The sequence below is a fragment of the Pantoea sp. PNA 14-12 genome (assembly GCF_004364735.1).
In the GTDB taxonomy this organism is placed as follows: domain Bacteria; phylum Pseudomonadota; class Gammaproteobacteria; order Enterobacterales; family Enterobacteriaceae; genus Pantoea; species Pantoea stewartii.
On record NZ_SOAJ01000001.1, the window covers coordinates 1,229,195 to 1,254,556 of the forward strand.

Below are 25,362 nucleotides of genomic sequence, written 5' to 3' on the forward strand. Positions count from 1 at the left end.
ACGTCTCCTTAATCAAATTTCATTCGGACAGCTTTCAGATTCAGCACCGCCAGAGCGCCAACCAACAGGAAAATCAGCGTCGCAATCGCGGCCGCCAGACCAAAATCCTGCCCGCCGCCGCCTTCAAACGCGATGCGCCATGTGTAGTTCACCAGCAGGTCGGTGTAACCGGCCGGTGTGGTCGTGCCGAGTCGGTCAGGTGCGCCATTGGTCAGCAACTGAACCAGTACAAAGTTATTAAAGTTAAAGGCAAAACTGGCAATCATCAGCGGCGTTAACGGCTTCAGCAGCAGCGGCACCGTAATTAAAAAGAAATTTTGCAGCGGGCCCGCACCGTCCATCGCAGAGGCTTCATACAAATCCTCTGGGATCGCTTTCAGCAGTCCCATGCACAGGATCATCATGTAGGGGTAACCCAGCCAGGTATTCACAATGATCAGCATCGTGCGGGCCAGCGTCGGATCGCTAAACCATGCCGGTTTGATCCCAAACAGCGTACTGAGCAGCACATTGATTTCGCCGAAGCTCTGATTAAACAGCCCTTTGAAAATCAGGATGGAGATAAACGCGGGCACGGCATACGGCAGAATCAGCAGGACGCGATAAATCGCTTTGCCTTTCAGCGCCTCCCATTGCACCAGACAGGCCAGCACCATGCCGACAGCGACCGTCAACACCACCGTCAGTAAGGAAAAGATCATCGTCCAGCCGAAAATCGCCAGGAAGGGTTTTTGAATCCCCTCATCGGTAAACACCCGCACAAAGTTTTTCCAGCCCGCGCTTACGGTGAAGCCGGGACTTAACTGTTCATTTCCCCATTGCCCCTGCGCAGTGATCGCCTGGTAGAACCCCGTTTCCGGGTTTGCCCGATAGCGAAGGCCGCTTTGCTGATTTTTCAGCGTGTCACGATCCACCACCTGATACAGCGGACGTGTGCCGGAAAACTGACGCAGCGAACTCATCACCAGTTCACGACCATCCGGCATTTCAGCGCGGATCTTCCCCAGGGCCTGGCGATGCGTCGTAATGACACGGAGCGACGCGCGCGTTCCTTCTGGAATCGGCCCACTGACCATCTTCAGGTTTCCGACCGCCGCAAACGAAAAGGGCGCGGAAACCCAGGACTGATTATCTGCGCTGTTCGTCAGGACCAGCTGCCAGCGATCGTTTACCGCAAACAGCGAAAAATTCAGACCTGCGCCGTCCTGATAGTGTCGGCTGAGTAAGACCTGCTCCGCCCGTTCCTGACTCAGCTGATGGGTGCTGCTGTAGTTGGTGAAAGCAATGCCCACCGTGCAGGCCAGGGGAAACAACACAAACAGTGTCATTCCGGCCAGGCCCGGATAAACATAGCGCCAGGCGTAAGCCCGGCGCTGGCTGTAAATCCCGATCCCCAGTCCGCTGATCACCAGCGTGAGCAGGGCGAACAGGTATTCCCCCTGGGCGTACATCAGCACTAACAGGTAGCCGACCAGCAGGCAGCACATGCCCACCACCAGACCTTTCAACAACGAACGATGCCGTCCCGCTTGCGGTTTTTCTGACATGACCCGATTTCCTCAACGGCAAGAGGCGGACCCGTTTTACCGGCCCGCTTTATAAGGTTTATTTATTCAGACGTGACTGCGCATCCTTCAGCGCGGCATCGACGGTTTGCCGACCGCTGAGGGCGTTAAGCGTGGCGGTGCGCATGGCGTACCAGAAGGCCGCCATCTGCGGAATATTGGGCATAATCTCGCCGTTTTGCGCATTGTTCATGGTAGCGGCGATACGGGTGTCTTTTTCCAGTTTTTGCTGGAAAGACTTCAGCGCCACCGCGCCCAGGGGTTTGTCTTTGTTGACGGTTTCCAGACCCGCATCCGTCAACAGGTAGTTTTCCAGAAATTCTTTTGCCAGCTCTTTATTAGGGCTGGCCGCATTGATGCCGGCGCTCAGCACGCCAACGAAAGGTTTAGACGGTTTACCGTTTAACGTCGGCAATGCCGCAACGCCGTAGTGAATACCGCTTTTATCAATATTGCTCCAGGCCCAGGGGCCGTTAATCGTCATGGCCGTCTGGCCTTTATTAAAGGCGGCTTCGGCAATGGAATAGTCGGTATCCGCATTCAGGACCTTTGCCTTGACCTGATCGACCAGAAACTGCAAACCGGCTTTCGCCCCGGCACTGTCGACGCCCGTGTTGTTGACATCGTAATGGCCCGCGTTTCCTTGATAGGCATAAGCGCCACCGGCGGCCAGCAGAGGCCAGGTGAAATAGGGTTCCTGCAGATTAAACATGATGGCGCTTTTGCCTTTTGCGCGCAGTTGCTTATCCAGCGCGGCCATCTCTTCCCATGTTTTCGGCGGTGTTGGCAACAGATCTTTGTTATAAATCAGCGACAGTGATTCCACCGAAACCGGATAGCCGATCAATTTGCCATTGTAGCGAACCGCATCCCAGGTGAAGGGGAAGATCGTTTGCTGAAAAGTCGCGTCCGGCGTGACTTCGGCTAATAAACCCGACTGGGCATAGCCGCCAAAGCGATCATGCGCCCAGAAAATAATATCCGGGCCATCACCCGTTGCGGCAACCTGGGGGAATTTTTCTTCCATCTTATCCGGATGTTCGACGGTGACGTGAATACCGGTTTCCTGCTCAAACTTTTTCCCCACCTCGGCCAGGCCGTTATAGCCTTTGTCACCGTTGATCCAGATGACCAGTTTGCCTTCTTCAATTTTTGCCACGGCTGAGGCCGAGAACAGCACAGCCGCAAGGGCTGACAGAGCCAAAATCTTTGCGCCGGTTTTCATCTTTAACACTCCATCCTGTTAGCGGAAACACATCTGTTGCCTGCGCCACATTGTGGGTGTTCTGTCGGGCTTCTCATCCTCCTGCGGTCTACGCCTGCGCCAGCCGGGCCGTGATCGCCGTAGCAAAATAAGCGCGTTATCACGGTACAGCTCACACAATGGCTCCCACCAGACTGCGTTATCCATCACAAAAAACGGCGCGATGGCACGCAGTCCGTTCACGTCGCCATGTTCTCCTCCTCCCGGCTCCTCCCCCAGCAAAAGCGCGTTTGCGGAGGATGTGACGGGGTAAGGCTCTGCGCATAGTAAACGCCAGAATTTTCCGCTGCCGTGCAGGCCGCATTCGTGAGTGAGAGGAAAGCACTATGGCAAGCGTCGTATTACGCAATGTCACCAAAGCCTGGGGCGACACGGTGGTGTCGAAGAACATTAACCTGGAGATGGCTGAAGGGGAGTTCGTGGTCTTTGTCGGGCCGTCGGGGTGCGGCAAATCCACACTGTTACGCATGATCGCCGGGCTGGAAACCATCACCAGCGGAGAATTGTTGATCGGCGATCGGCGAATGAATGATGTCCCACCCGCTGAACGCGGGATCGGGATGGTGTTTCAGTCCTATGCGCTTTATCCCCATCTCTCTGTCGCTGAAAACATGTCTTTCGGCCTGAAGCTTGCGGGCGTGAAGAAAGCGGACATTGAACAGCGCGTGACGCAGGTCGCCGAAGTGCTGCAACTGGCACATCTGCTTGACCGCCGCCCCAAAGCGCTCTCCGGCGGGCAACGTCAACGTGTGGCCATTGGCCGCACTCTGGTGGCAGAGCCGCGCGTCTTTTTGCTGGATGAACCGCTCTCTAATCTGGATGCCGCGCTGCGGGTGCAGATGCGCATCGAGATCGCCCGTCTGCATAAGCGCCTCGGACGCACGATGATTTATGTCACCCACGATCAAATCGAAGCGATGACGCTGGCCGACAAGATCGTCGTGCTGGACGCCGGACGCGTCGCACAGGTTGGCCGACCGCTGGAGCTGTATCACTATCCGGCCAACCGCTTTGTCGCAGGGTTTATCGGCTCGCCCAAAATGAACTTTCTGCCCGTCAAGGTCACGGCGACCGCCATTGAGCAGGTGCAGGTGCGCCTGCCCAACAACCAGCTGGTATGGCTGCCGGTCGACAGTACCGGTGTGCAGGTCGGCAGCAACATGTCTCTGGGCATCCGTCCCGAACACCTTCTCTCCAGCGAGATCGCCGACGTTACGCTGGAAGGTGAAGTCCAGGTTGTCGAGCAACTGGGACATGAAACGCAGATCCACATCCAAATCCCCGCCATCCGTCAAAACCTGGTGTACCGCCAGGAGGACGTGGTGTTGGTAAAAGAGGGCACCACGATGGGTATTGGCTTGCCGCCCGAGCGTTGTCACCTGTTCCGCGAGGACGGAAGCGCGTGCCGCAGGCTGCATCAGGAACCCGGTGTTGAGCCCGCCAAATACAAAAAGCAATAACCTCAGGAGATCGAAAATGTTAACTCTGCGCAAGCTTTCCCTCGCCGTGGCCGTGGCGACAGGCACGCTGTCTGCGCCGCTTATGGCGGTGGATTTTTCCGGTTATGCGCGCTCCGGCATCGGCTGGACCGGTAGCGGCGGCGAGCAGCAATGCTTTCAGGCAACCGGTGCACAAAGTAAATACCGCCTCGGCAACGAATGCGAAACCTACGCGGAACTGAAGCTGGGTCAGGAAGTGTGGAAAGAGGGCGATAAGAGCTTCTATTTTGACACCAACGTGGCGTACTCGGTTTCTCAGCAAAATGACTGGGAATCCACCTCACCGGCATTTCGTGAGGCCAATGTCAAAGGCAAGAACCTGATTGATGCGCTGCCGGGTTCTACGATCTGGGCCGGTAAGCGTTTTTATCAACGCCACGATGTACACATGATCGACTTCTACTACTGGGATATTTCGGGACCGGGGGCGGGCCTGGAAGATGTCGATCTGGGATTTGGAAAGCTTTCTTTTGCGGCAACCCGTTCCTCAGAAGCGGGCGGTTCGTATACCTTCTCCAGCGATCGAATCCGCAATTACGCCACCAGCACAGCTGACGATGTCTTTGACGTGCGGCTGGCCGGACTGGAAACCAACCCCTATGGCGTGCTTGAGCTGGGCGTGGACTATGGTCGTGCCAATGCCCGTGACGGTTATCGCCTGGACGAGGGCGCCTCAAAAGATGGCTGGCTGTTCACCGCAGAACATACCCAGAGCATGCTGAAGGGCTACAACAAGTTTGTGCTCCAGTACGCCACGGACGCGCTGACGTCACAGGGCAAAGGGTTAGCGCAGGGCAGCAATATCAATAACAACGGCCGGCTGTACCGGATCCTGGATCACGGCGCGATCTCGCTGGCAGAGCGCTGGGACATGATGTACGTCGCGATGTACCAGAACACCGACCTCGATAACAACCGGGGCAACGAGTGGTACACCGTGGGCGTGCGGCCAATGTACAAATGGACACCGATCATGAGCACCCTGCTGGAAGTCGGCTATGACAACGTGAAGTCTCAGGAGGTCGGCGAGCGCAATGGCCAGTACAAAATCACGCTTGCCCAGCAATGGCAGGCAGGTGACAGCATCTGGTCGCGCCCGGCGCTGCGTCTGTTTGCGACCTATGCCAAATGGGACGAGAAGTGGGGCTACAGCAAAGATGCGGCGGGCGATCTCACTACGCTGGCCGCACGTGACAGCAGTGGCAACGGCCTGTTCACCAACAGTCGTGGCAACAATGACGAGTGGACCTTTGGCGCCCAGATGGAAATCTGGTGGTAAGGCGATCCCCGGTTAACGTTCTCTAACCGCATTCTTTTTTCTGGTAGCGGCTGCTATTGCCTGGTGGTGCCGCTGCCGGTTCTGCGAGGTTCACAATGAAAATGCATAAAGTTGGATTAGCGCTGAGCCTGAGCGCAATGCTGCTGGCAGGGCACAGCGCTACTGTCCGCGCCGAAATCAATCTGATGCCGCAGGATGTCTCTGCCGCACCACACTTTTCACAAACCAGTCTGCAAAGCCTGACCTGGCAGCCGCTGGATACTTCACGCGCTCAGGTGACAGTGCTTGATGGCAGCCATTCACGATGGAATGTCCCGGGGATGACGGGCCCGGTCGCGGCTTACAGCCTGCCTGCGACGCTGGGAGAGCTGACCATTACCCTGAGCAGCGAGGTGCAGAATAACCAGGTCTTTGCCCCCAATGTGCTTGTCCTGGATGAACATCTCCGTCCGGCCGCCTGGTTTCCGAGCCGCTGGTTTACCTATCAGCAACCCGGCGTAATGGCCGCTGACCGGCTTGAAGGCGTAATGAAACTGACGCCCGTGCCGGGGCAGCAGAAAATCTATCTGTTAGTGTTCACCACAGAAAAGGATCTGACACAAACCACTACGCTGTTGGATCCGGCAAAAGCCTATGCCAGGGGAACCGGCCACGCGGTGCCGGATATTCCCGATCCCGTTGCCCGCCATAGCCTCTCGGGCAGGCTAAAAATCAACGTCAGCACCAGTTCCGCCTCCTCGATACTGGTCGGGCCGCTGTTTGGCGCTTCCCGTTCAACGCCCGTGACGGTCGGACAAACACAACCTGCCGTGCAGGCCGCGCAACCCACTGCTGCGCCTGACACAAAATCGCAGCCCCTTGTCACCGATACCGAAAGCTATTTTAACCAGAGCATCAGGCAGGCAGTGGCCCAGGGCAATATTGATAAAGCGCTTAAACTGCTCGACGAAGCAGAGCGGCTCGGTTCACCTTCCGCACGAAAAACATTTATCAGCAGTGTTAAAGGCAAGGAGTAATCACTCCACAGTGCTGATTTGCTCCACCTGGTGCGCTGAGGCGCACCTTTTTTTGTCAGTCAGAGAAGTAAATACGAATGTCGGCCGGAAAATTGAACGACTATTCGAAATGATGACATGTTAAGCCATGCTGAAATACTCTCGATGGGTTGTCTTTTTCTGAGGCGGGCCTGCAACTTTCACAATAACTTTGAAGACCTTGAGGATTATTTATCGTTTCACGCGCGGGTGTGGTTCCAAAGTGATTAGGCGTCTGAAAGTAAATATGCTGCCTTCCGTGTGTCACAGAGCATTTCGGGCAACTTTTATATTCAACGTTGTTTTTGACTTTGGGGAGCCCCCTGTTTAAAGCAAGACCGCAACACGCACAGCAACCGATCATCGCACCCTCTCAATATATTAATAAATTTGATTAATATCTTTGCCAGTGTGCAAGTTTCGGTCCAAAGGTAAATTGAACCCGGCCACAGAAATGACATATGAAGCGTAGCCAACACCCAAATTCATTTAACAGTCCATATCGGCATTGTATTTTGGTTGATATGGACCGCATTATTTTCTTATCCGCGCTTCTGCGTCATGGTCGCCAGCAGCCCGTTAATCCGCGCATCGGCAAACATCGCCTCCAGCGGCAGGCTGAGCTTACGTCGCCAGTTCGGATAGGTCTCCACCGTGCCGGGTACATTGACCGGAGAAGCCATATCCAGCCAGTCTTCGGGCTGCAAGCCCAGCAGGGCGCTGTTGCAGTCAGCCAGATAGTAATGAAGCGCGGTATTCAACACCAGACTCATGCGCGGGCTGTCCTGCGCTGGCGATGGAGCCCGGCCAGCACCGCGTTGTCAGGATAGAGCCCCAACTGGCTGCCGAGCGTCAGATCGTCGTGTTGCCACCAGCCGCGCAGCGTTGGCATATCATGGGTGGTGGCTACCGCCATGGCCTGCGCAGGCCATGCGGCAGGCGGACGAAAGGCGCGTTCAGCGGTTCGTTCAAAGTAGAGCACTTTGTAGGAGTAAACGCCGGCATCACGCAGTTTCGCCAAGATGGTATCCGGTACTGTACCCAGATCTTCTCCGATCACCATGCAGCGGTGACGCTGGCTTTCCAGCGCCAGAATGGCCAGCAAATCGTCGACAGGATAGGTCACATAGGCACCTTCCGCTGCCGTTTCACCCGCCGGAATCCACCACAGACGCAGTAACGCCATCACATGGTCAATACGCAGTGCGCCACAGTCACGCATATTCGCACGCAGCAGGGTTATCCAGGGTTCGTATGCCCGGTCATACAATTCCCCGGGATGCAGCGGCGGTAATCCCCAGTTCTGGCCCAGTGGTCCCAGAATATCCGGCGGCGCGCCCACGCTGGCCGCCAGGCAATACAAGGCGCGCTGGCTCCAGGTTTCAGCCCCATTCGCGGCCACGCCGACGGCGAGATCACGATAAAGTCCCAGCGTCATCTGTAGCCGCTGGCTGTCCTGCCAGCACGCCGCAAACTGTCGGGCGGCAAGCCATTGTAACCACTGATAAAAACGGATCTCATCGCCGTGTTCGATGCGAAAGGCGTGCACGGCGGCGCTGTCCGGCTGTTGATACGCAGCGGGCCAGGTATCCCAGCCGTGACAGGTTGGATCCTGACCCACAAACCAGGCCTGTAAGGCATCGAAAATGCCCTGATGCAGCAGGCTTTCACCACCCTGAAGGACAAACGCCTCGAATGCGACAACCTCACTGTCCTCTTTATCACGCTGCAAAAACTGCGCCCACGCAAACCGGAGTGCGGTGAGCTTGAGCGACGCGACAGCGGGATAATCCACCCACTGTGCCGCGCGGGCGCGCTGGAGAACGTCCTGTGTTTCTTCCGTGAGCCACCAGGCCTGTGCGGCGGCGCTCAGCGTAAAATCAGCCACATCGGGCACGCTGATATACAACACATTCAGCCAGCGCCGGGAAGAGGGACTGTAAGGACTGGCCTGATCGGGCAGCGCGGGGAACAGCGCATGTAATGGATTCAGACCGATAAAGGCGCCGCCTCGCTGACCGGTCTCGTTCACCAGCTGCCGCAGATCGGCAAAATCGCCCATGCCCCAGTTGCCCGCTGAGCGCAACGAATAGAGCTGCACACAGGTTCCCCAGCGCCTGCGCCCCTTAAGCAACGCCTCCGGCGCATAGCAACGTGACGGTGTCACAATTATCTGGCAGATAACCCGTTGCGTGCCTTGCGTCAGGCGCAATTGATGGTAGCCGTCAGGCAGTTCCGGTAAGCACAACGGTTTATCCGGCTCACATTGCCCCGACCAGTGCTGCCCGTATTCGCTCGTTAACTGCCAGCGCGTGGGACCGGTCAGCACAGGCGTTAACACTATCGGTTTACCCTGCGGGATAACCCATACGGGGGACAATGGTGTGGATGGGGCCGACTCGCGCGCCATCGCCGTCAGCAAACGCTGACGCGTCAGGGCAGAAACCGTCTGCACCGTTCCATGCGCATCCACATATTCCGTTGTTATGCGGCCCGTCTCCTGAGGGGGGTGAAAAGGCGTCATTGTAATTATCCTTTACGCTGCCAGATGCGCTGCTGGTAATGGCGAATCGCACGGTCCGCGCTGAACATTCCGCAGCGGGCGGTATTCAGGATGGCTGCGCGCGTCCACGCCTGCTTATCGGCCCATAAGGCTTCGGCACGTTGCTGAGCATTCAGATAGTGACGGAAGTCAGCCAGCACCCGCCAGGGATCGCCGTTCTCAGGACCGAGACTGTTTAACAGCAGGTCAAACGCGTGCGTATCGCCCGCGCTAAAGGTGCCGTTTTCCAGCGCCTGTAAGGCCTGGTCGAGTTGGACGTCGTTGGTGCGCCACTGAACAGGATCGTAATGCCCGGCCTTCAGCGCCTGCACCTGCTCCACGGTGTGGCCAAAGATAAAGATATTGTCTTCACCGACCTGTTCGGCAATTTCGACGTTGGCACCATCGAGCGTACCTATCGTAAGCGCGCCGTTCAGGGCCAGCTTCATATTGCCGGTGCCGGACGCTTCTTTGCCCGCCGTTGATATCTGCTCTGACAGGTCCGCGGCAGGGATCAGCCGTTCAGCAACAGAAACGTTATAGTCCGGAATAAACACCACTTTCAGGCGATCGGCCACGCGCGGGTCGTGATTTATGACCTCAGCAACCTGATTAATGGCGTAAATGATGTTTTTGGCCAGCGCATAACCGGGTGCCGCTTTGGCCCCGAAGATCACCACGCGCGGACACAGGTTCGCCTGCGGATCGCGACACAGCATCTGCCAGAGGGCGATGATATGCAGCAGCGTCAGATGCTGCCGTTTGTATTCATGCAGTCGCTTGATTTGTACATCGAACATCGCCGCGGGATTAACGACAATGTCGGTCCGCTCAGCAATCCACGCGGCCAAATCCTGCTTGTTTTGCTGCTTGATCTGCTGATAGTCGGCACAAAAACCGGCGTCATCCACCCAGTTTTCCAGAGAGGCGAGCGCGTCCAGATCGTTGATCCACGGCCGCTTCAGCGTGTGGCTTATCAGGCGGGCAAGGCGGGGATTGCACTGGTTGATCCAGCGGCGTGGCGTAATACCGTTAGTGACGTTATGAAACTTATCAGGCCATAGTGCGACGTATTCCGGGAACAGCTCTTCTTTGACGAGTCGGGAGTGCAGCGCGGCGACGCCATTTACGGCAAAGCAACTCATTACACACAGGTTAGCCATGCGGAGTTGCTTATGATGTACGATCGCCAGTCGGGCCCAGACCGCGTCATCGTCCGGCCAGCGTGCATCCACTTCTGCCTTTAGCTGGGCATTGAGGCGGTGGATGATCAGCATATGGCGCGGCAGCAGGGCGCGGACGATGCCGGTATCCCAGCACTCCAGCGCTTCAGGCAACAAAGTATGGTTGGTATAGGCAAATGTGCGCTGGGTGAGGGCCCAGGCGCTGTCCCAGCTGAATTGGTGCTCATCGATCAGCAGCCGCATCAGTTCGGGGATCGCCAGCGTGGGATGCGTGTCGTTCAACTGAATCACTTCGTAATCGGCCAGGCTGTCGAGCGAACGGCCCGCCTGCAGGTGGCGGCGAAGGATATCAGCCAGCGAACAGGCGCACTGAAAATACTGCTGCATCAGGCGGAGTTTTTTGCCGGCCTGATGATGGTCGTTAGGGTAAAGGACTTTCGTCAGCTTCGCCGCATCCATGCCCTGTTTTTCAGCCCGCATAAACGCCCCGTTGTTGAAGGTTTGCAGGTCAAATGGCTGCGCATGCGTGGCCTGCCACAGCCGCAACGGCTGCGTCACGCCGTTTTCAAAGCCCACCACCGGCAGATCCCAGGCTTCGCCCTTGAGGTAAAACGCGGGCTGCCAGCGGATTGTGCCGTTTTCGTTGCTGACTCTGCCGCCTAAGCCCACCTGGACATCCCGCCGGGCATTGTACGTAAACCAGGGATAACGCTCGCGCTGCCAGTCGTCGGGTTGTTCATCCTGCGCGCCGTCGACAAAACGCTGACGAAACAGACCGTACTGGTAATTGAGGCCATAGCCGGTAGCGGGCTGACCGACAGTGGCCATCGCGTCCAGAAAGCAGGCTGCCAGACGCCCTAAACCGCCATTACCCAGCGCCGGATCGCGCTCGTTTTCCAGTACGTCACTGAGTGACACATCCCATTGCGATAAGGCGGCAGTGACGGCGTTATACCAGCCCAGGTTGAGGAGGTTATTGCCGGTCAGTCGTCCGGTCAGAAACTCCATCGACAGATAATTGACATGGCGTTGATCGCCGGAAGCGGGCCGGGCAGGGAGCGCGCGCAGCATTTCAGCCAGCGCACCACTCAGTGCGTGCCACCACTGATGCGGCGTCATCTCGTGTGCCTCTTGCAGGCCAAACTGTTGCCACTGGCGCGCCAGCGCAGCGTTAAAAAGCGATTGATCAAAGGGATGCTGTGTCATAGCCGAAAATCCTGTTTTAAGGAGAAAAGGGAATAACCCACAGTGTGCTTTTGCGTTCCGGCGCGCGCCTCCTCCCGGCAGAATTTCGCGCAGGCGGAGCCGCAGGGTGGAGAGCCTGAGGGAAGTCCGAAAGTTTTACTTAAGTGTGATTAGATTCGCTTTTGTGAAGATTCACTTAAGCGTCTGCTTGCTTTATCCGAAGGGATAGCTGAACGTGTGAAAAATAATTACGAAGCGTAAAAAAATGATGCGCCGAAGCAAATGGAGAAGCGTGCGTCTATGTTAATTCCCTCAAAACTCAGCCGTCCTGTCCGGCATGAAACCACGGTGAAACGCGAGCGACTGATACGAAAATTATCCGCCGCCGGTAACTATCGCCTGGTGCTGGTGACCAGCCCCGCTGGCTACGGTAAAACCACCTTGATCTCCCACTGGGCAGCCGATAAAGCCGAGCTGGGCTGGTATTCCCTGGATGAAAGCGACAACCAGACGGAGCGCTTTGCGGATTATCTGGTAGCGGCCCTGCAGCAGGCCACGCAGGGATGCTGCCGTCGTAGTGAAGTGCTGGCGCAGAAGCGGCAGTACGTCAACCTTAACGCACTCTTTACCCAACTCTTTAACGATTTGCAGGAATGGCATAAGCCGCTGTGGCTGATCATTGATGATTACCATCACATCATCAATCCGGCGATTCATGATGCCATGCGCTTCTTTCTACGCCATCAACCTGAAAACGTCACCCTGATCGTGCTCTCGCGTAATCTGCCGCAGTTAGGCATTGCCAATCTGCGCGTGCGCGAACAGCTGCTGGAACTCAGCAGCCAGCAACTGGCCTTTACCCATCAGGAAGCGCAGGCGTTTTTTGCTGCCCGGCTGCCCGAACCGCTGGCGTCCGACGAAACCGGGCGCCTGTGCGATGACGTCGCAGGCTGGGCAACGGCTCTGCAGCTGATCGCCCTGTCGGCCCGGCAGGGCGCAGGCGCGGCGCAGCATTCGGCCCGACGTCTGTCGGGTATTAATGCCAGTCACTTAAACGACTATCTGGTCGAGGAAGTGCTGGATAACGTGACGTTGCCCACCCGCCATTTCCTGTTAAAAAGCGCGCTGCTACGTTCGCTAAATGCGGCGCTGATCGCCGAAGTCACCGGTGAGGAGAACGGCCAACGCTGGCTGGAGGAGATTGAGCGCCAGGGGCTGTTTCTGCAACGCATGGATGATTCCGGTCAGTGGTTCAGCTATCACCCGTTATTTGGCAGCTTCCTGCAACAGCGCTGCCAGTGGGAGCTGGCTGCAGAGCTTCCCGCCCTGCATCGTGCGGCGGCAACCAGCTGGATGGCGCAGGGCTTTCCGGGTGAAGCCATTCATCATGCGCGCGCCTCAGGCGATGCTGAGATGCTGCGGGACGTGCTCATTGAGCACGCCTGGTCTCTGTTTAACCAGAGCGAGCTGCCGTTACTGGAATCGTCGTTGAAAGCACTGCCCTGGAGTATGCTGCTGGCGCATCCCAACCTGGTGTTATTGCAGGCCTGGCTGATGCAGAGCCAGCACCGCTTCACAGAGGTGAACAGCCTGTTGGCCCGGTTTGAGCAGGAGAGCCGTTGCGAAATCGATGCGGTCCTGCGCGGCGAGTTTAACGCACTGCTGGCGCAGGTGGCGATCAATGACGGTAATGCGGATGAGGCCGAGCGTCTGGCGATGCTGGCGCTGGACGCACTGCCTGAAAGCCGCCACTACAGCCGGATTGTCGCGACCTCGGTGCACGGCGAAATTCTGCATTGTAAAGGCGAACTCAGTAACTCGCTGGCGCTGATGCGCCAGACGGAGCATATGGCTCGCCGGGAAGATGCCTGGCACTATGTGCTGTGGAGCCTGATTCAGCAAAGCGAGATTCTGTTTGCCCAGGGCTTTCTGCAAACCGCGTATGAAACCCAGGAGCGGGCCTTCGCGCTGGTAAAGGCACAGCATTTGTCTCACTTCCCGTTGCATGAGTTTCTGCTGCGCATCCGTGCCCAACTGTTATGGGCCTGGGGACGGCTGGATGAGGCGGAGCAGGCCGCGCGCGACGGCATGAAAGTCTTACAGGGTTTTCAGCCGCAGCAGCAGATCCAGTGCCTGGGCTTACTGGTGCAGAGCGCCATCGCCCGTGGCAACCTTGATAACGCGCGCACCTTATTAAATCGCCTGGAGAACCTGCTGAACAACGGCCGCTGGCATCATGACTGGCTGGCCAATGCAGATAAAGTGCGGGTGCTGTACTGGCAAATGACCGGCGATTTGCAAAGCGCGCGTGACTGGCTGCGTCAGACGCCAAAACCGGCCAGTGCCAGTAACCATTTTTTACAGGGACAGTGGCGTAACGTGGCGCGGGCGCAGATTCTGCTGGGGCAGTACACTGAGGCCGAGGTGATTCTGGACGAGCTGAATGACAACGCCCGGGCGTTGCAGCTAATGAGCGATCTCAACCGCAATTTGCTGTTGCTGAATCAGATCTACTGGGAAACGGATCAGCGCGCAAAGGCACAGCAGGCTTTACTCAGTGCGTTCAATCTGGCACGCAGCACCGGCTTTATCAGCCATTTCGTTGTGCAGGGTGAAACCATGGCGCAGCAGCTCCGTCAGCTGTTACAGCTGAATACACTTGATGAGCTGGATCACCATCGGGCGCGGCGCATCCTGAACGAGATCAACAAATATCACCGCCACAAGTTTGCGCATTTTGATGAAGGCTTTGTCAGCCGGTTGCTGAACCATCCGGACGTACCGGAGCTGATCCGCACCAGCCCACTGACGCAACGTGAATGGCAGGTGCTGGGATTAATCTATTCCGGCTACAGCAACGAGCAGATCGCGGCCGAGCTGGATGTGGCCGCCACCACCATCAAAACCCATATCCGCAACCTGTATCAAAAACTGGGCATCACCCATCGGGCGGAAGCGATGACGCAGGCGCAGTCGATGCTGAAAATAATGGGGTACGTGTAAGAAAAGCAACAGGCAGCCGGGTGCTGCCTGGACGTTTTACGCTTTTTTGTTTCGCGTGTCAGGCATCAGTAAGGTCACAAAGCCAAGCAGCGGTAAAAAGCCACAGGCGTTGTATACCGTGGTAATACCGTACCAGTCCGCAAATTTCCCCAGTGCGGCCGCGGCGATACCGCCAATCCCAAACATCGTGCCAAACATGATCCCGGCCACCATGCCCGTGCGACCCGGCAGCACCTCCTGGGCATAGACGACCAGCGCGGCAAACGCCGATGAAAACACCAGGCCAATGCAAACGGTTAACACCGCGGTCCAGAACAGGTTGGCGTGCGGCATCAGGAGCGAGAAGGGAATGACGCCCAGAAAAGAGATCCAGAGCACCGCCTTACGTCCGATACGATCGCCCACCGGGCCGCCAACCAGCGTCCCAATCGCCACCGCGGCCAGAAAGGTAAACAGGTAAATCTGGGCTTCCGGCACCGGTAACTGGAAGCGCTCGACCAGATAAAAAATGTAGTAGTTGCTGATCGAGGCAATATAGGTGAATTTAGCCAGTAACAGCACGCCCACAACGGACAGCGCCAGCTTCACATCGCGCGACGACAGGGCGCGCAGTGACCGCTGGTTGTGCTTTTTCATGTGGGCATGACCGTGCTTCACCGTCCAGCGGCTGATACCTGACAGAATGATGACCGCAAACAGCGCGATCAGCATCAGCCAGCCCACCGCCAACTGTCCGTGCGGGATGATCAGCATCGCGGCGACCAGCGGCGCAAAAGCGGTACCGACATAGCCGCCGACCTGGAAGGTTGATTGTGCCGTCCCAAATTGCCCGCCCGAAGCCATCCGTGCCACACGCGACGCTTCCGGATGAAACGTGGCTGAACCTACGCCGATAAGCGCCGATGCCATCAACACCACTGAGAAATGCGGCGCGATGGCCAGCAGCCCGATGCCGATGAGCGTCGCAACCATACCGGACGGCAGCAGCCAGGGTTTGGGATGTTTGTCGGTATACAGGCCAATCCACGGCTGCAGCAGCGAGGCGGTCATCTGATAAATCAGCGTGATCAACCCAATCTGGGCGTAGCTGAGCGCGAAGTTGGTTTTCAGCAGCGGATAAATGGACGGCAGCATGGCCTGGATAAAGTCATTACAGCAGTGGGAAAAGGCCACTGCGCCCAGTATCGACATCACAATTTTCTGACTGTCATCAACGTTGGCGGCCAGTCCGGGCTGACTGGTTTTCACTTCACTTGAGTATTGAGACATGCGCATTTCCGTGTGGGAGGACTTTACGTTTATTGACGTATATTACGCCACGCAGCGAATGCGGTGCTGACAAAAGTGCTATTTTGGGCTGAATAGTAAAATATTTGTTAATGATTTGCGTCAGAGGGCTTTGATCAGACACACAGAAGCGGGCTTATCGACATAAGCGCCGTAAGGGGCGGTTTCCTGAAAATGGCAACGATGATAAAACGCCACTGCGCGGGTATTCACCCGGCGCGTTGAGCACCGCAGCGCGCGATAGCCGCGCGCGCGGGCAATCTGCTCAAGCGCAGCCAGCACGGCCGCGCCCGTACCGGGGAGATCGCGGGTGGAAAACATGCGCTTCAGCTCGGCTGTCTCAGGGGAGACATGCACCAGCGCCCCACAGCCAATTGCCTTGCCCTGGCTGTCTCGGGCCAGCACCCAGGTCGCCGCCTCAGGCGCGCTGAAGTGCTGTGTCCCGGCATCGCCAGTAAGGGCAGACAGTTCCGCTGACAGCCGTGCCGTCAGGACCTGTAACGCCGGGGTTGCTGCCTCGACAACCGCCACGGTTATCACGGCTGTTGCCCCCAGCGGCTGCGCAGGTAATTCACTGCTGGCTGCGTTTGTGGCTGATTCAGGTAGTCTTCCCGGAACAAAATCGTGCCGCTGACCTGCGGCAGGGAGGCGTTAAGGTCAAGCTGACGTTTCAGTTCCGGTACGCCGCCCTGAATCGTCCATTCCGGCTCGTTTTTGGCGGGCACCCCGACTTTGTATAAGGCGATACCGATATACAGACGCGTTTTAGTCGGCTTAACAACGTTAGCCCACCAGTTCGCCAGCACATCGTAACGGGCGGCGCTGCGTGAGAAGGGCCAGTAAATCTGGGGCGCAATATAATCCAGTAAGCCGTCCTGTACCCAGCGGCGTGTATCCGCATAGGACTCATCGTAGGCCGCCGCGCCGCGCGTATCCGAGCCGGCAGCATCGTGCGAACGGTTACGCCAGACGCCGGCCGGGCTGACGCCAAACTCCACCTGTGGCTTGAGCTGCTTGATCGTGTGAGAAACCTGCTCGATCAATAACTGTGTATTATGCCTGCGCCAGTCTGCCTTCGAGGCAAAGCCCTGGCCGTATCGAATAAACGTCTGACTGTCGTTCAGGGGCGAGCCGGGCGACTCGGCGTAGAAGTAATCATCAAACTGCACGCCATCGATATCGTAGTGTTTTACAACTTCAGCCACGATGCTGGTTATCCAGTCACGCACATCCGGAATGCCGGGATCGAGCACGTAACGATCCCCCGACGTGCGAATCCAGTCACGATGCAGAACAAAGACGCTGGCAGGCTGCTGTGACAGGGTGCGGTTCAGCTCGGCGACCGTTGAGGGTTTGGTATTCACGGAAACGCGGTAGGGATTAAACCAGGCATGCACGCGCATACCGCGCTTATGGGCTTCATCCAGCATAAACTGCAACGGATCAAAGCCCGGGTTCTGACCTGTTTCGCCTGTCATCATGTCTGACCAGGGCAGGATCTTCGATGCCCACAGCGCGGTGCCATCCGGTTTGACCTGAAAGAACACCGTATTGATTCCCAGGCTTTTCAGCTTGTCGAGTTTATCGGTCAGCGCACGTTTTTGCTGACTGACGCGCAGCGCCTCATCGCGGATATTCACCGAGGCGATCGGTGGCCAGTCGAGACGGGAAACCGTCGTCAGCCAGACGCCGCGTACAGGCACATTCTCCCGCACCGGTTGGCTGGTTACCGGCGGTTTACTGACGGTCGGAAGGGGCGTGACCAGCGATTTTGGCGGTTCCGACGAACAGCTGGCTAATAACAAAGCCGAGGCGGCGAACAGGCCGGCTCGGCGTCCCGTACGGGCGCGATAAACGTCGCGAAAAGTGGCGATGATAAACTCCGTGTCGCGTAGTCCTTAACTGGAACAGTATTCTGATCCTATTTGGCGTAAAGTCAATCAACCCGGCCTGTCTATACTTATCACCTGATGACAGGAGGCAGACGATGCACACTTTTAAAGGAAATAAACAGGCGCTTCCGGTGCGCTACTGCAGGCAGTGCCATAAACCCATGACCTGGCGTAAAAAGTGGGCAAAATGCTGGGATCAGGTACTGTACTGCTCTGAACGTTGCAGGCGACAGCGTCGAAATACCGCTGACGGAGAATAACATTTTCGCGCGCCGCCTGGCTTTGCCGCCTCGGTGAAACATTTAGCAAAAGTTAACCTGAATTTTACACGACTGTTCTCACGCGCCGTTGCGATTACTGTACCAGGCTTAATAAAAACAAAAACAGTCAGTCTGGAGCAGCAATGAAAGAGCAAAACAGGACGGAAGGTGTGAAACCCTATGATGGCGCAGCGGGCGGCTGGGGTGCCCTGAAAGCGGTAGCAGGGGCGATTCGTGGTCAAATGGCCGTGAAACAGGACGTGATTGCCTTATTTAAAGTTAACCAGCCTGAAGGCTTTGACTGTCCCGGCTGTGCCTGGCCCGATCCCAAACACACGTCCTCCTTTGAGTTCTGTGAAAACGGCGCGAAAGCGGTGTCATGGGAAGCCACCAGTAAACGCACAACACCTGAGTTTTTCGCGGCCCATCCGGTCAGCGAATTGTGGCAGCGCAGCGCCTACGAGCTTGAAGGCGAAGGCAGGCTGACGCATCCAATGAAATACGATCCGGTAACGGATACCTATCAGCCCATCGAGTGGCAAACCGCCTTCAATGAAATTGGTGAGCGGCTGCGCAGTTATCACAATCCCGACAGCGTGGAATTTTATACCTCGGGACGTGCTTCCAACGAGGCCGCCTTTCTGTGGCAGCTGTTTGCCCGCGAATTTGGCACCAATAACTTTCCCGACTGTTCCAATATGTGCCACGAGCCAACCAGCGTCGGCTTACCTGAATCGATTGGCATCGGCAAAGGCACGGTAGAGCTGGATGATTTTGACCATTGCGATCTGGTGATCTGTATCGGTCATAATCCTGGTACAAACCATCCGCGCATGCTGGCCACGTTGCAGGAGGTGTCGAAACGCGGTGCGAAAATCGTCGCGATCAATCCGTTGCGCGAACGGGGACTTGAGCGTTTTACCGCCCCGCAAAATCCGGTACAGATGGTGACGCTGAGTTCAACGGAACTGGCGTCAACCTATTACAAAATCCGGGTTGGCGGTGATGCGGCCATGCTTAAAGGCGTGATGAAGTGCCTGATGGCGATGGATGAAGAGGCCAAAACCCGCGGCAATCCTGGCGTGTTTGACGCCGCGTTTATCGCTGAACATACGCAGGGCCTGGATGCCTTAAAAGCCGACCTTGAGGCGACGGACTGGGCGCATATTCTTAACGTTTCGGGTATGTCACGCGAACAGATTGAGCATATCGCGCAGCTTTACGCTAATGCTGAACGCACGATCATTTGCTATGGCATGGGAATTACTCAGCATCAGTATGGCACGCAGAACGTGCAACAAATTGCGAATCTGCTGCTGTTACGCGGCAATATGGGCAAGAAGGGCGCGGGCATTTGTCCGTTACGCGGTCACTCGAATGTGCAGGGTGATCGTACCGTTGGCATCACCGAAGTTCCCTCCGAAAGCCTGCTGAAGCGTATCGAAGCGGTCTTTGGTTTTACGCCACCGACAAAACACGGACACAGTGCCGTTAAGGCGGTTCAGGCCATTCGCGATGGTGAGATAAACGCACTGCTGTGCCTGGGCGGTAATCTGGCCGAAGCCATGTCGGATCCACAGCAAACCTTTGCTGCGATGCGCAAGCTGGATATGGTGGTGCACATGGCCACCAAACTGAACCGCTCGCATTTGCTGCTGGCAAAACACAGCTATCTGTTCCCGGTGCTTGGCCGCACCGAGATTGACCAGCAACAGTCTGGCGCACAGAGCGTGACGGTTGAAGATTCCATGTCGATGGTGCACGCCTCACGCGGCACGCTCGATCCGGCGTCGCCTCATCTGAAATCCGAACCCGCGCTCATCGCGGGCCTGGCCAAAGCCACGTTGCCGGACACGGTCGTGGACTGGGACACGTTGACAGGCGACTACAGCCTGATTCGTGACGCCATCGAAGCGGTGATTCCGGGTTTTGACAACTTCAACGAACGTATTCAGCAGCCGGGCGGGTTCCGTTTACCGAATGGCGCGTCTGAACGTGTCTGGCATACGCCATCGGGCAAAGCACAATTCCTGGTGATGGAGGGCATCAATGAAGATCCGCGCTCGTTGAAATGTCATGATCTCGTTCTGACGACACTGCGCAGTCACGATCAGTACAACACCACGCTCTACGGGCTGGATGACCGCTATCGCGGCGTTTCAGGCCGCCGCGACATTCTGTTTATCAGTGAAAACGAGGCGGAGAAAAAGGGGGTTCGCATGGGCGATCAGGTTAACATCATTGCGCTGGACCCGGACGGCAATCCCACTCATCGCCGTCTCGATAATCTGACTATCGCAGTGCATGATATGGCCGAAGGATCGGTTGCGGCCTATTACCCTGAAGCTAACGTGTTGATTCCCTTAGACAGTTACGATACAAAAAGCGGTATTCCCTCCTATAAAAGCACACCGGTGAGGATGGAGCTGGCCCGCGCCGACGTGCCGGTTGAGGCGTCCGCAACGCGCCGTTAAACGTCCGTCCAGCTAAACCAATCCTGAACGAAGCGCCATCTGAGTGGAAATCCGCCCTCAGATGGCTATACAATCGCCGCGAATTTTACGCAAGAGGCAACCTACATTGGACACAAGTCCCGAACGATTACACCAGGCTTCTGCAGTAAGATAGTTTTGGCTGTCTTAACTGCACGTTAAGACGGCGGCTGTATCAACATCCTTCCCTGACGTGATGCGCTTTGCATCAACGCCCGCTGTAATCCATTTTATTCATCTTTGTTTTTCCGTACTGCGCCTGCCGCGCGGCGGAGAGAGGTTTATCATGGACTGGAAAATCTTTTTACTGCGCGTATCGGCCGCGCTGATTCTGGGTGCGCTCATCGGTAGCGAACGTCAGCTGCGTCAACGCATGACCGGCTTACGTACTAACGCGCTGGTCAGCACCGGCGCCTGTTTGTTCGTTCTGATGACGCAGTGTGTTCCCGGCATTGCCACCGACGCCACTCGCGTTGCCGCCTATGTGGTTTCCGGTATCGGCTTCCTGGGTGGCGGTGTGATTATGCGCGACGGATTAAACGTTCGCGGCCTGAATACCGCCGCCACCTTGTGGTGTACCGCGGCCGTCGGCGTCCTGTGCAGCATGGGGTTGTTACTCGAAGCCGCGATAGGTTGCATGGTGATTCTCTGTGCCAACATTCTGTTGCGTGAACTGGCGCTGGGCATTAATCGCCAGTCCATCGTGTCGGCCGACGAGGCAGTACAACATTACAAAGTGCAGATCGTTTGTCTGGCGCAGGATGAAGTTCAGGTGCGCAGTTTGATGCTGCATAGCCTGGGCAACAGCGGCCTGCGCCTGCAATCGCTCCACAGTGAAGATTTGGATCCGCCACATCGCATGGAAGTGAATGCCGAAGTGATGGGCCAACCCAGCATGACCGGACAGCTGGAAAGTCTGGTAAGCCGCATTAGCCTGGAGAAAGGGGTCAGTTCGGTGCGCTGGCAGGTATGCGGTCTGGATGCGAGCGAAAACGGATAGCACAAAAAACAGGCGCCGCTACGTGAATTCTGATAAAAGAGCAGGGGAGTTATGCGTCAGATTTCGCGTAGCGTTGTTATTTATTCGCGAAAATCCGTTTCCAGGTGCGCTTTTTTACGCTATATAAAGAGAGCCTGCCGTTTGAGTGTAAGGTTAAGTAAAGCAGAGCGTAGATATTTCTATAAGCGATTGAATGGGTTATAAAAGCCCTTAGCGTTGCTCACCTTGTTATCTTTACTGTGCGGATTATTCGATGAAGCGTAAAACCTCATTCTTTTTTCTTTCCGGCCTTATGCTCCTGCTTTCTGGTTGCAGTCATCATCATTCAGATGAACCCAAGGACACCGCCGCCGCTGACGCATCGCAAAACCCGGATTTGATTCCTATCGTCGCGGCGTTGCATGACCAAATGCACACCTGGCATGATACGCCGTACCAATGGGGCGGCACACAGCTGTCTGGCGTGGATTGCTCGGGCTACGTCTGGCGAACCTTGCATGATCGTTTCAATCTGCCAATGGACCGCGTCACCACAGCCGATCTGCTGCATATGGGCGTTCGTGTCACACCGGAACATCTGCAACCAGGCGATCTGGTGTTTTTCCGCATTGGTGGCGGCATGCACGTTGGCTTCTACGATACGGATAATCAGTTTATTCACGCGTCGGCCAGCAAGGGCGTGATTCGCTCATCACTGAACAACCCATACTGGAAATCGGTTTATTACCAGGCGCGTCGTCTGACGCGAGAATACGGGGCGCAGGTAACACTGAACAGAGCCAGCTAAACGTGAATTATGCCAGGCAACGCTACGTGAAATCTGCCAATCCAGCACAGGGATAAGCGCCAGTTTTTTACGTAGCGTTGTTGTGATTTGTGGGTACAGAAGCGGACAAAAAGAAGCGGTGAGGCAGGAAAGGCGTAAACGGGCTGGCTGAGTGCGTAATCGGATACCTAATTTAACATAATATACATTATGCGTACTTTTTTTTGCATTTGGCTGATTAGGTATGAACAATTAACAACCCGCAAAACCAGTTTCGCATGCCACTCTGACTGCACTTCTTTGTTTTACTTCACTTACTACCTTCATTTTTTCTGCTAGGTGTTTCTCTAACATTTCTAAACGCATAACCCTCCCCCTCTATGCACCGAGCTACTCAGCGAAATCAGCCCCAATGCCATCAAACAGCCTTCGTTGTGAGGACAGGAATTGCCTATTGTCTTCTGATGTGGGGTCAATCCAAACCGCATCGCTTATGCAGATGCGGTTTAACACAATCAGAACATCATAAAGTGCTGCGCAATTTGCCATCCGACAGAAAGCCCAACAATACAGGCCATCACCATCAGTACAACGCGGTTACGAAATCGGAATTTGAAAAAATTCACCTTTAACTCAGCAATAACATTATCAATACCTGTTTGACTATCAGCGTGCTGTGCCACGACAACGGATAACTCATGCTGGAGCGCATCACACTGGTTTACGGTTGATTTGACCGAATTAAATAAATCCAGACGGTTTCGCTCAAGCTCGGCGAGCTGTTGCTGATGTAAAAACTGCTGTTCCTGCAACAAGGACTGTTGCATCTTCTCAACGAAACCCTTTTGAACTGCCTGATTGTCCACCATTGTCTGTTCGAGTATGCTGTGCCGTTTTACTTGTTGATCAAGGCCACTTTGCAATTTTTGCGCAAGATCCGAAGAAAAGTTAGTAATATGCTGTTCAAGTTCAGCCAGCAAAGTTGCGTTTGCCTCGCCAATTTTGTTTTCCGCCTCTGTCACCCGTTTTACGCAGCCAATTAGTTGCTTAGCCTGATCTTGCGTCACTCCTTTTGCATCCATTAATCCCTGGTTGGCCTTATTAATCTCTTTTTGCTGTTCTTCCAGTAGCACCTGCTGTTTCAAGATTTGTCCATGTTGTTCAGCAAGAGAGCGTGTTTGGCTTTCCAGAATGTTTTGTTGATTCAATAAAATCTGTTGTTGCTCGTTCAGTAGTTTGGATAGTGCCGTATTGACAATCAATAACTGAGAAGATTTTTGCGTCAGACGACCAATGGATTTATTGAGATCAATTTGCGCATCCTGTAACAGATCGTCACGATCATTCCACCAATTAGTTATAAAGTTTCCGTCCCTCTGTTCCCTGCGCAGGCGATCAAGGTCCTTTGCACTTTTCTGAACCGTTTGCTGCTCCTCCGTCATACCGGTAATCAATTCTTTAATGTTGCTGTCGCGGAAGACACGTTCCGGCAAATCTGCGGACGAAAAAGCCTGAATAACCTGAAGTTCCTGCTTGTTTAACAAACTCATCTTATTGTTCTCAAATATTTTTTAGAAATTCATCAATTTCAGCCTGGCTTTCATTAATAAACGCAATTGCAGCGATACTCCGCGCCACCTGCACAGCTGTCTCAGAAGTAGTTCTCTGAAGACATGTAAATGTTGCTTTAGTCGAGATCGTGGCAGTAGCCAGGTTTGCCCCAATAGCTTGATACTGGGTTATAGCGGTAGCGTAATTTTCAATATTACCCAGCGAACTTTCTGAAAGTGTCACCAGTTCACTGGCAAACTCTTCACGACGTTTGCTATCTGCGAGCATCTCATCCATCAGTTTTTCGCTTAGCGTAAAACGGGAGCGATCAAAAAACGTGTCAATCTGATATGCGAGAAAGGCTGAAAGCAATCCGGTGACAATGCCTATGAGTACTGGGGTTAATATATCTGCAAACGGTTTCAGAAACGGTACAGCCGTCATAAACGTCGCGATACTTTCGTTCAACAACGTACCGACTGAAGTCACGATGACAGTAGTCAACATTTTCAGCCCTTCCCGTAACGCTTGCTGTGCCGTCATATGTGTCGGTGGGAAGAAAATTATTTTAAATGCACGGAAAAGTCCTAACAGCCCTTCCCGAATCATGGTCACGAAACGCTTTGCGGTTGAGAGAAAATTATTAAGTAAGAAAGTAAGTAAATTACTCATGAATCCACTCACCCCGCCCTGGAACATTTGTCCCAGAGCATCGGGAATTTTTTTTGCCACGGAAGTAACTACTCGCATTAAGCGCTGTCTGACCTCTTCAAAGAATGTTTTTCCCACCTCAACGCCGTGTTGAATGAGCACTTTGAACTCGTTAAACAAGCCATTCACCAGTTGAGTGAGCAATAAACCGAGAGCTTGTCTGAGCCCCATCTGCAACGCTTGTTGGCCGCCTGTTTGCAACAATTCTGCGCTTTGTTTTTTCATCAGCTCCGAGTTAAGTGTTGTTGAAATATGATCCTTCGATTGTTTCTTCGCTGCTGCGACTCGCTCTGGATCCAGCTCAAATCTTTCACCATTTTTTTCTGCAAAAGTATCGAGTTCAGCAGCGCCTTTTGAACGGTTAATTGACTTATGTGTAGTCACCAAGTTTTCGTCGGCATTGGCCATTTTAACTACGTTTTCAACACCTTTTCCGGTTTCCAGAGCAAGATGCACTTTCTTGTTTTTGGACAATGTATTTAGTGACGTGATATGGTCGAGATCCATATCCGCCGCGTTCATTGTTTTTCCCGTATAACCATCAACACCACCGGCACGGAGTTTCTCGCTTTTCTTTGTAAAATCTTTACTTTCATACTGTTTGCGCTGGTAATCCTGACGCGATTTTGCATGACTGGACATGTCTTTATCAACGATGAAATCCGACTCTTCACGCTCAAAATTATGCAGTGTTGTTACATTGCCGCCATTGCGATCCTCAAACATGGCCGTTGATAGCCCAAAAGGCCCAATAATTTGTGACAACACTTGCTGCTGGCAATCGTGGAAGAGTTTTTGCAGACGCTGCTGTTTTAAATCTTCATATGTTAAATCCATTTACCCTCCTG

The 25,362-nt window shown here is 55.0% G+C and carries 16 protein-coding genes and 1 pseudogene; 8 read left to right on the plus strand and 9 right to left on the minus strand.

Annotated elements, in window-relative coordinates; all coding sequences use genetic code 11:
• Nucleotides 1–8: 8 nt before the first annotated feature.
• Nucleotides 9–1,547 (minus strand): maltose ABC transporter permease MalF, encoded by a 1,539-nt coding sequence (malF, locus tag C7434_RS05880; RefSeq protein ID WP_033741657.1) that lies wholly within the window; start codon nt 1,545–1,547, stop codon nt 9–11.
• A 58-nt stretch (nt 1,548–1,605) separates the two neighbouring features.
• Nucleotides 1,606–2,790: a maltose/maltodextrin ABC transporter substrate-binding protein MalE gene (gene malE, locus C7434_RS05885; protein ID WP_033741658.1), complete on the minus strand. Its 1,185-nt coding sequence runs from the start codon at nt 2,788–2,790 to the stop codon at nt 1,606–1,608.
• Between the two features lie 365 nt (nt 2,791–3,155).
• Between malE and malK the strand changes: the two genes are divergently transcribed.
• The 3 genes from malK (at nt 3,156) to malM (ending at nt 6,623) form a co-directional block, all read left to right on the plus strand.
• Nucleotides 3,156–4,289: a maltose/maltodextrin ABC transporter ATP-binding protein MalK gene (gene malK, locus C7434_RS05890; RefSeq protein ID WP_033741660.1), complete on the plus strand. Its 1,134-nt coding sequence runs from the start codon at nt 3,156–3,158 to the stop codon at nt 4,287–4,289.
• 16 nt (nt 4,290–4,305) lie between these two features.
• Nucleotides 4,306–5,607, plus strand: coding sequence for a maltoporin (locus C7434_RS05895; protein WP_033741662.1), 1,302 nt, complete (start codon nt 4,306–4,308; stop codon nt 5,605–5,607).
• Between the two features lie 95 nt (nt 5,608–5,702).
• Complete coding sequence (gene malM, locus C7434_RS05900; RefSeq protein WP_039340339.1) at nt 5,703–6,623, plus strand: maltose operon protein MalM; 921 nt, start codon at nt 5,703–5,705, stop codon at nt 6,621–6,623.
• Nucleotides 6,624–7,183: 560 nt separating this feature from the next.
• Here malM and malQ read toward each other — a convergent pair.
• Together malQ and malP are read right to left on the minus strand one after the other, a co-directional pair.
• Nucleotides 7,184–9,165 (minus strand): annotated as a pseudogene (gene malQ / locus C7434_RS05905) (4-alpha-glucanotransferase).
• A gap of 5 nt (nt 9,166–9,170) precedes the next feature.
• Nucleotides 9,171–11,573 (minus strand): maltodextrin phosphorylase, encoded by a 2,403-nt coding sequence (malP, locus tag C7434_RS05910; RefSeq protein WP_133745233.1) that lies wholly within the window; start codon nt 11,571–11,573, stop codon nt 9,171–9,173.
• Nucleotides 11,574–11,852: 279 nt separating this feature from the next.
• On the opposite strand from malP, the gene malT reads away from it, so the two are divergent.
• Entirely contained in the window at nt 11,853–14,555 is a 2,703-nt protein-coding gene (gene malT, locus C7434_RS05915) for an HTH-type transcriptional regulator MalT (RefSeq protein ID WP_133745234.1), read from the plus strand.
• 36 nt (nt 14,556–14,591) lie between these two features.
• Here malT and C7434_RS05920 read toward each other — a convergent pair whose 3' ends face one another.
• The 3 genes from C7434_RS05920 to C7434_RS05930 all read right to left on the minus strand — a co-directional run bounded on the left by C7434_RS05920 (nt 14,592) and on the right by C7434_RS05930 (nt 17,716).
• Nucleotides 14,592–15,824 (minus strand): MFS transporter, encoded by a 1,233-nt coding sequence (locus tag C7434_RS05920; RefSeq protein WP_133745235.1) that lies wholly within the window; start codon nt 15,822–15,824, stop codon nt 14,592–14,594.
• A gap of 120 nt (nt 15,825–15,944) precedes the next feature.
• On the minus strand, nt 15,945–16,382 hold the full coding sequence (locus C7434_RS05925) for a GNAT family N-acetyltransferase (RefSeq protein ID WP_133745236.1): 438 nt from the start codon (nt 16,380–16,382) through the stop codon (nt 15,945–15,947).
• Nucleotides 16,379–17,716, minus strand: a complete 1,338-nt coding sequence (locus tag C7434_RS05930) for a glycoside hydrolase family 10 protein (RefSeq protein WP_133745237.1) — start codon at nt 17,714–17,716, stop codon at nt 16,379–16,381. Before C7434_RS05930 ends, C7434_RS05925 begins: the two co-directional genes overlap by 4 nt.
• A gap of 113 nt (nt 17,717–17,829) precedes the next feature.
• Between C7434_RS05930 and C7434_RS05935 the strand changes: the two genes are divergently transcribed.
• The 4 genes from C7434_RS05935 (at nt 17,830) to C7434_RS05950 (ending at nt 22,273) form a co-directional block, all read left to right on the plus strand.
• A complete protein-coding gene (locus C7434_RS05935) occupies nt 17,830–17,994 on the plus strand; it encodes a DUF2256 domain-containing protein (protein ID WP_133745238.1) in 165 nt (54 codons plus the stop codon).
• 143 nt (nt 17,995–18,137) lie between these two features.
• A complete protein-coding gene (locus tag C7434_RS05940) occupies nt 18,138–20,468 on the plus strand; it encodes an FdhF/YdeP family oxidoreductase (protein ID WP_033741674.1) in 2,331 nt (776 codons plus the stop codon).
• Nucleotides 20,469–20,772: 304 nt separating this feature from the next.
• Entirely contained in the window at nt 20,773–21,486 is a 714-nt protein-coding gene (locus tag C7434_RS05945) for an MgtC/SapB family protein (RefSeq protein WP_033741675.1), read from the plus strand.
• Nucleotides 21,487–21,739: 253 nt separating this feature from the next.
• Nucleotides 21,740–22,273 carry an NlpC/P60 family protein gene (locus tag C7434_RS05950; protein WP_033741678.1) on the plus strand — a complete coding sequence of 178 codons (534 nt, stop codon included), beginning with the start codon at nt 21,740–21,742 and terminating at the stop codon, nt 22,271–22,273.
• Between the two features lie 494 nt (nt 22,274–22,767).
• On the opposite strand, the gene C7434_RS05955 is transcribed toward C7434_RS05950, so the two are convergent.
• Nucleotides 22,768–23,802, minus strand: a complete 1,035-nt coding sequence (locus C7434_RS05955; RefSeq protein ID WP_050504983.1) for a hypothetical protein — start codon at nt 23,800–23,802, stop codon at nt 22,768–22,770.
• Nucleotides 23,803–23,812: 10 nt separating this feature from the next.
• Entirely contained in the window at nt 23,813–25,351 is a 1,539-nt protein-coding gene (locus C7434_RS05960; protein WP_033741679.1) for a hypothetical protein, read from the minus strand.
• Nucleotides 25,352–25,362 lie beyond the last annotated feature (11 nt).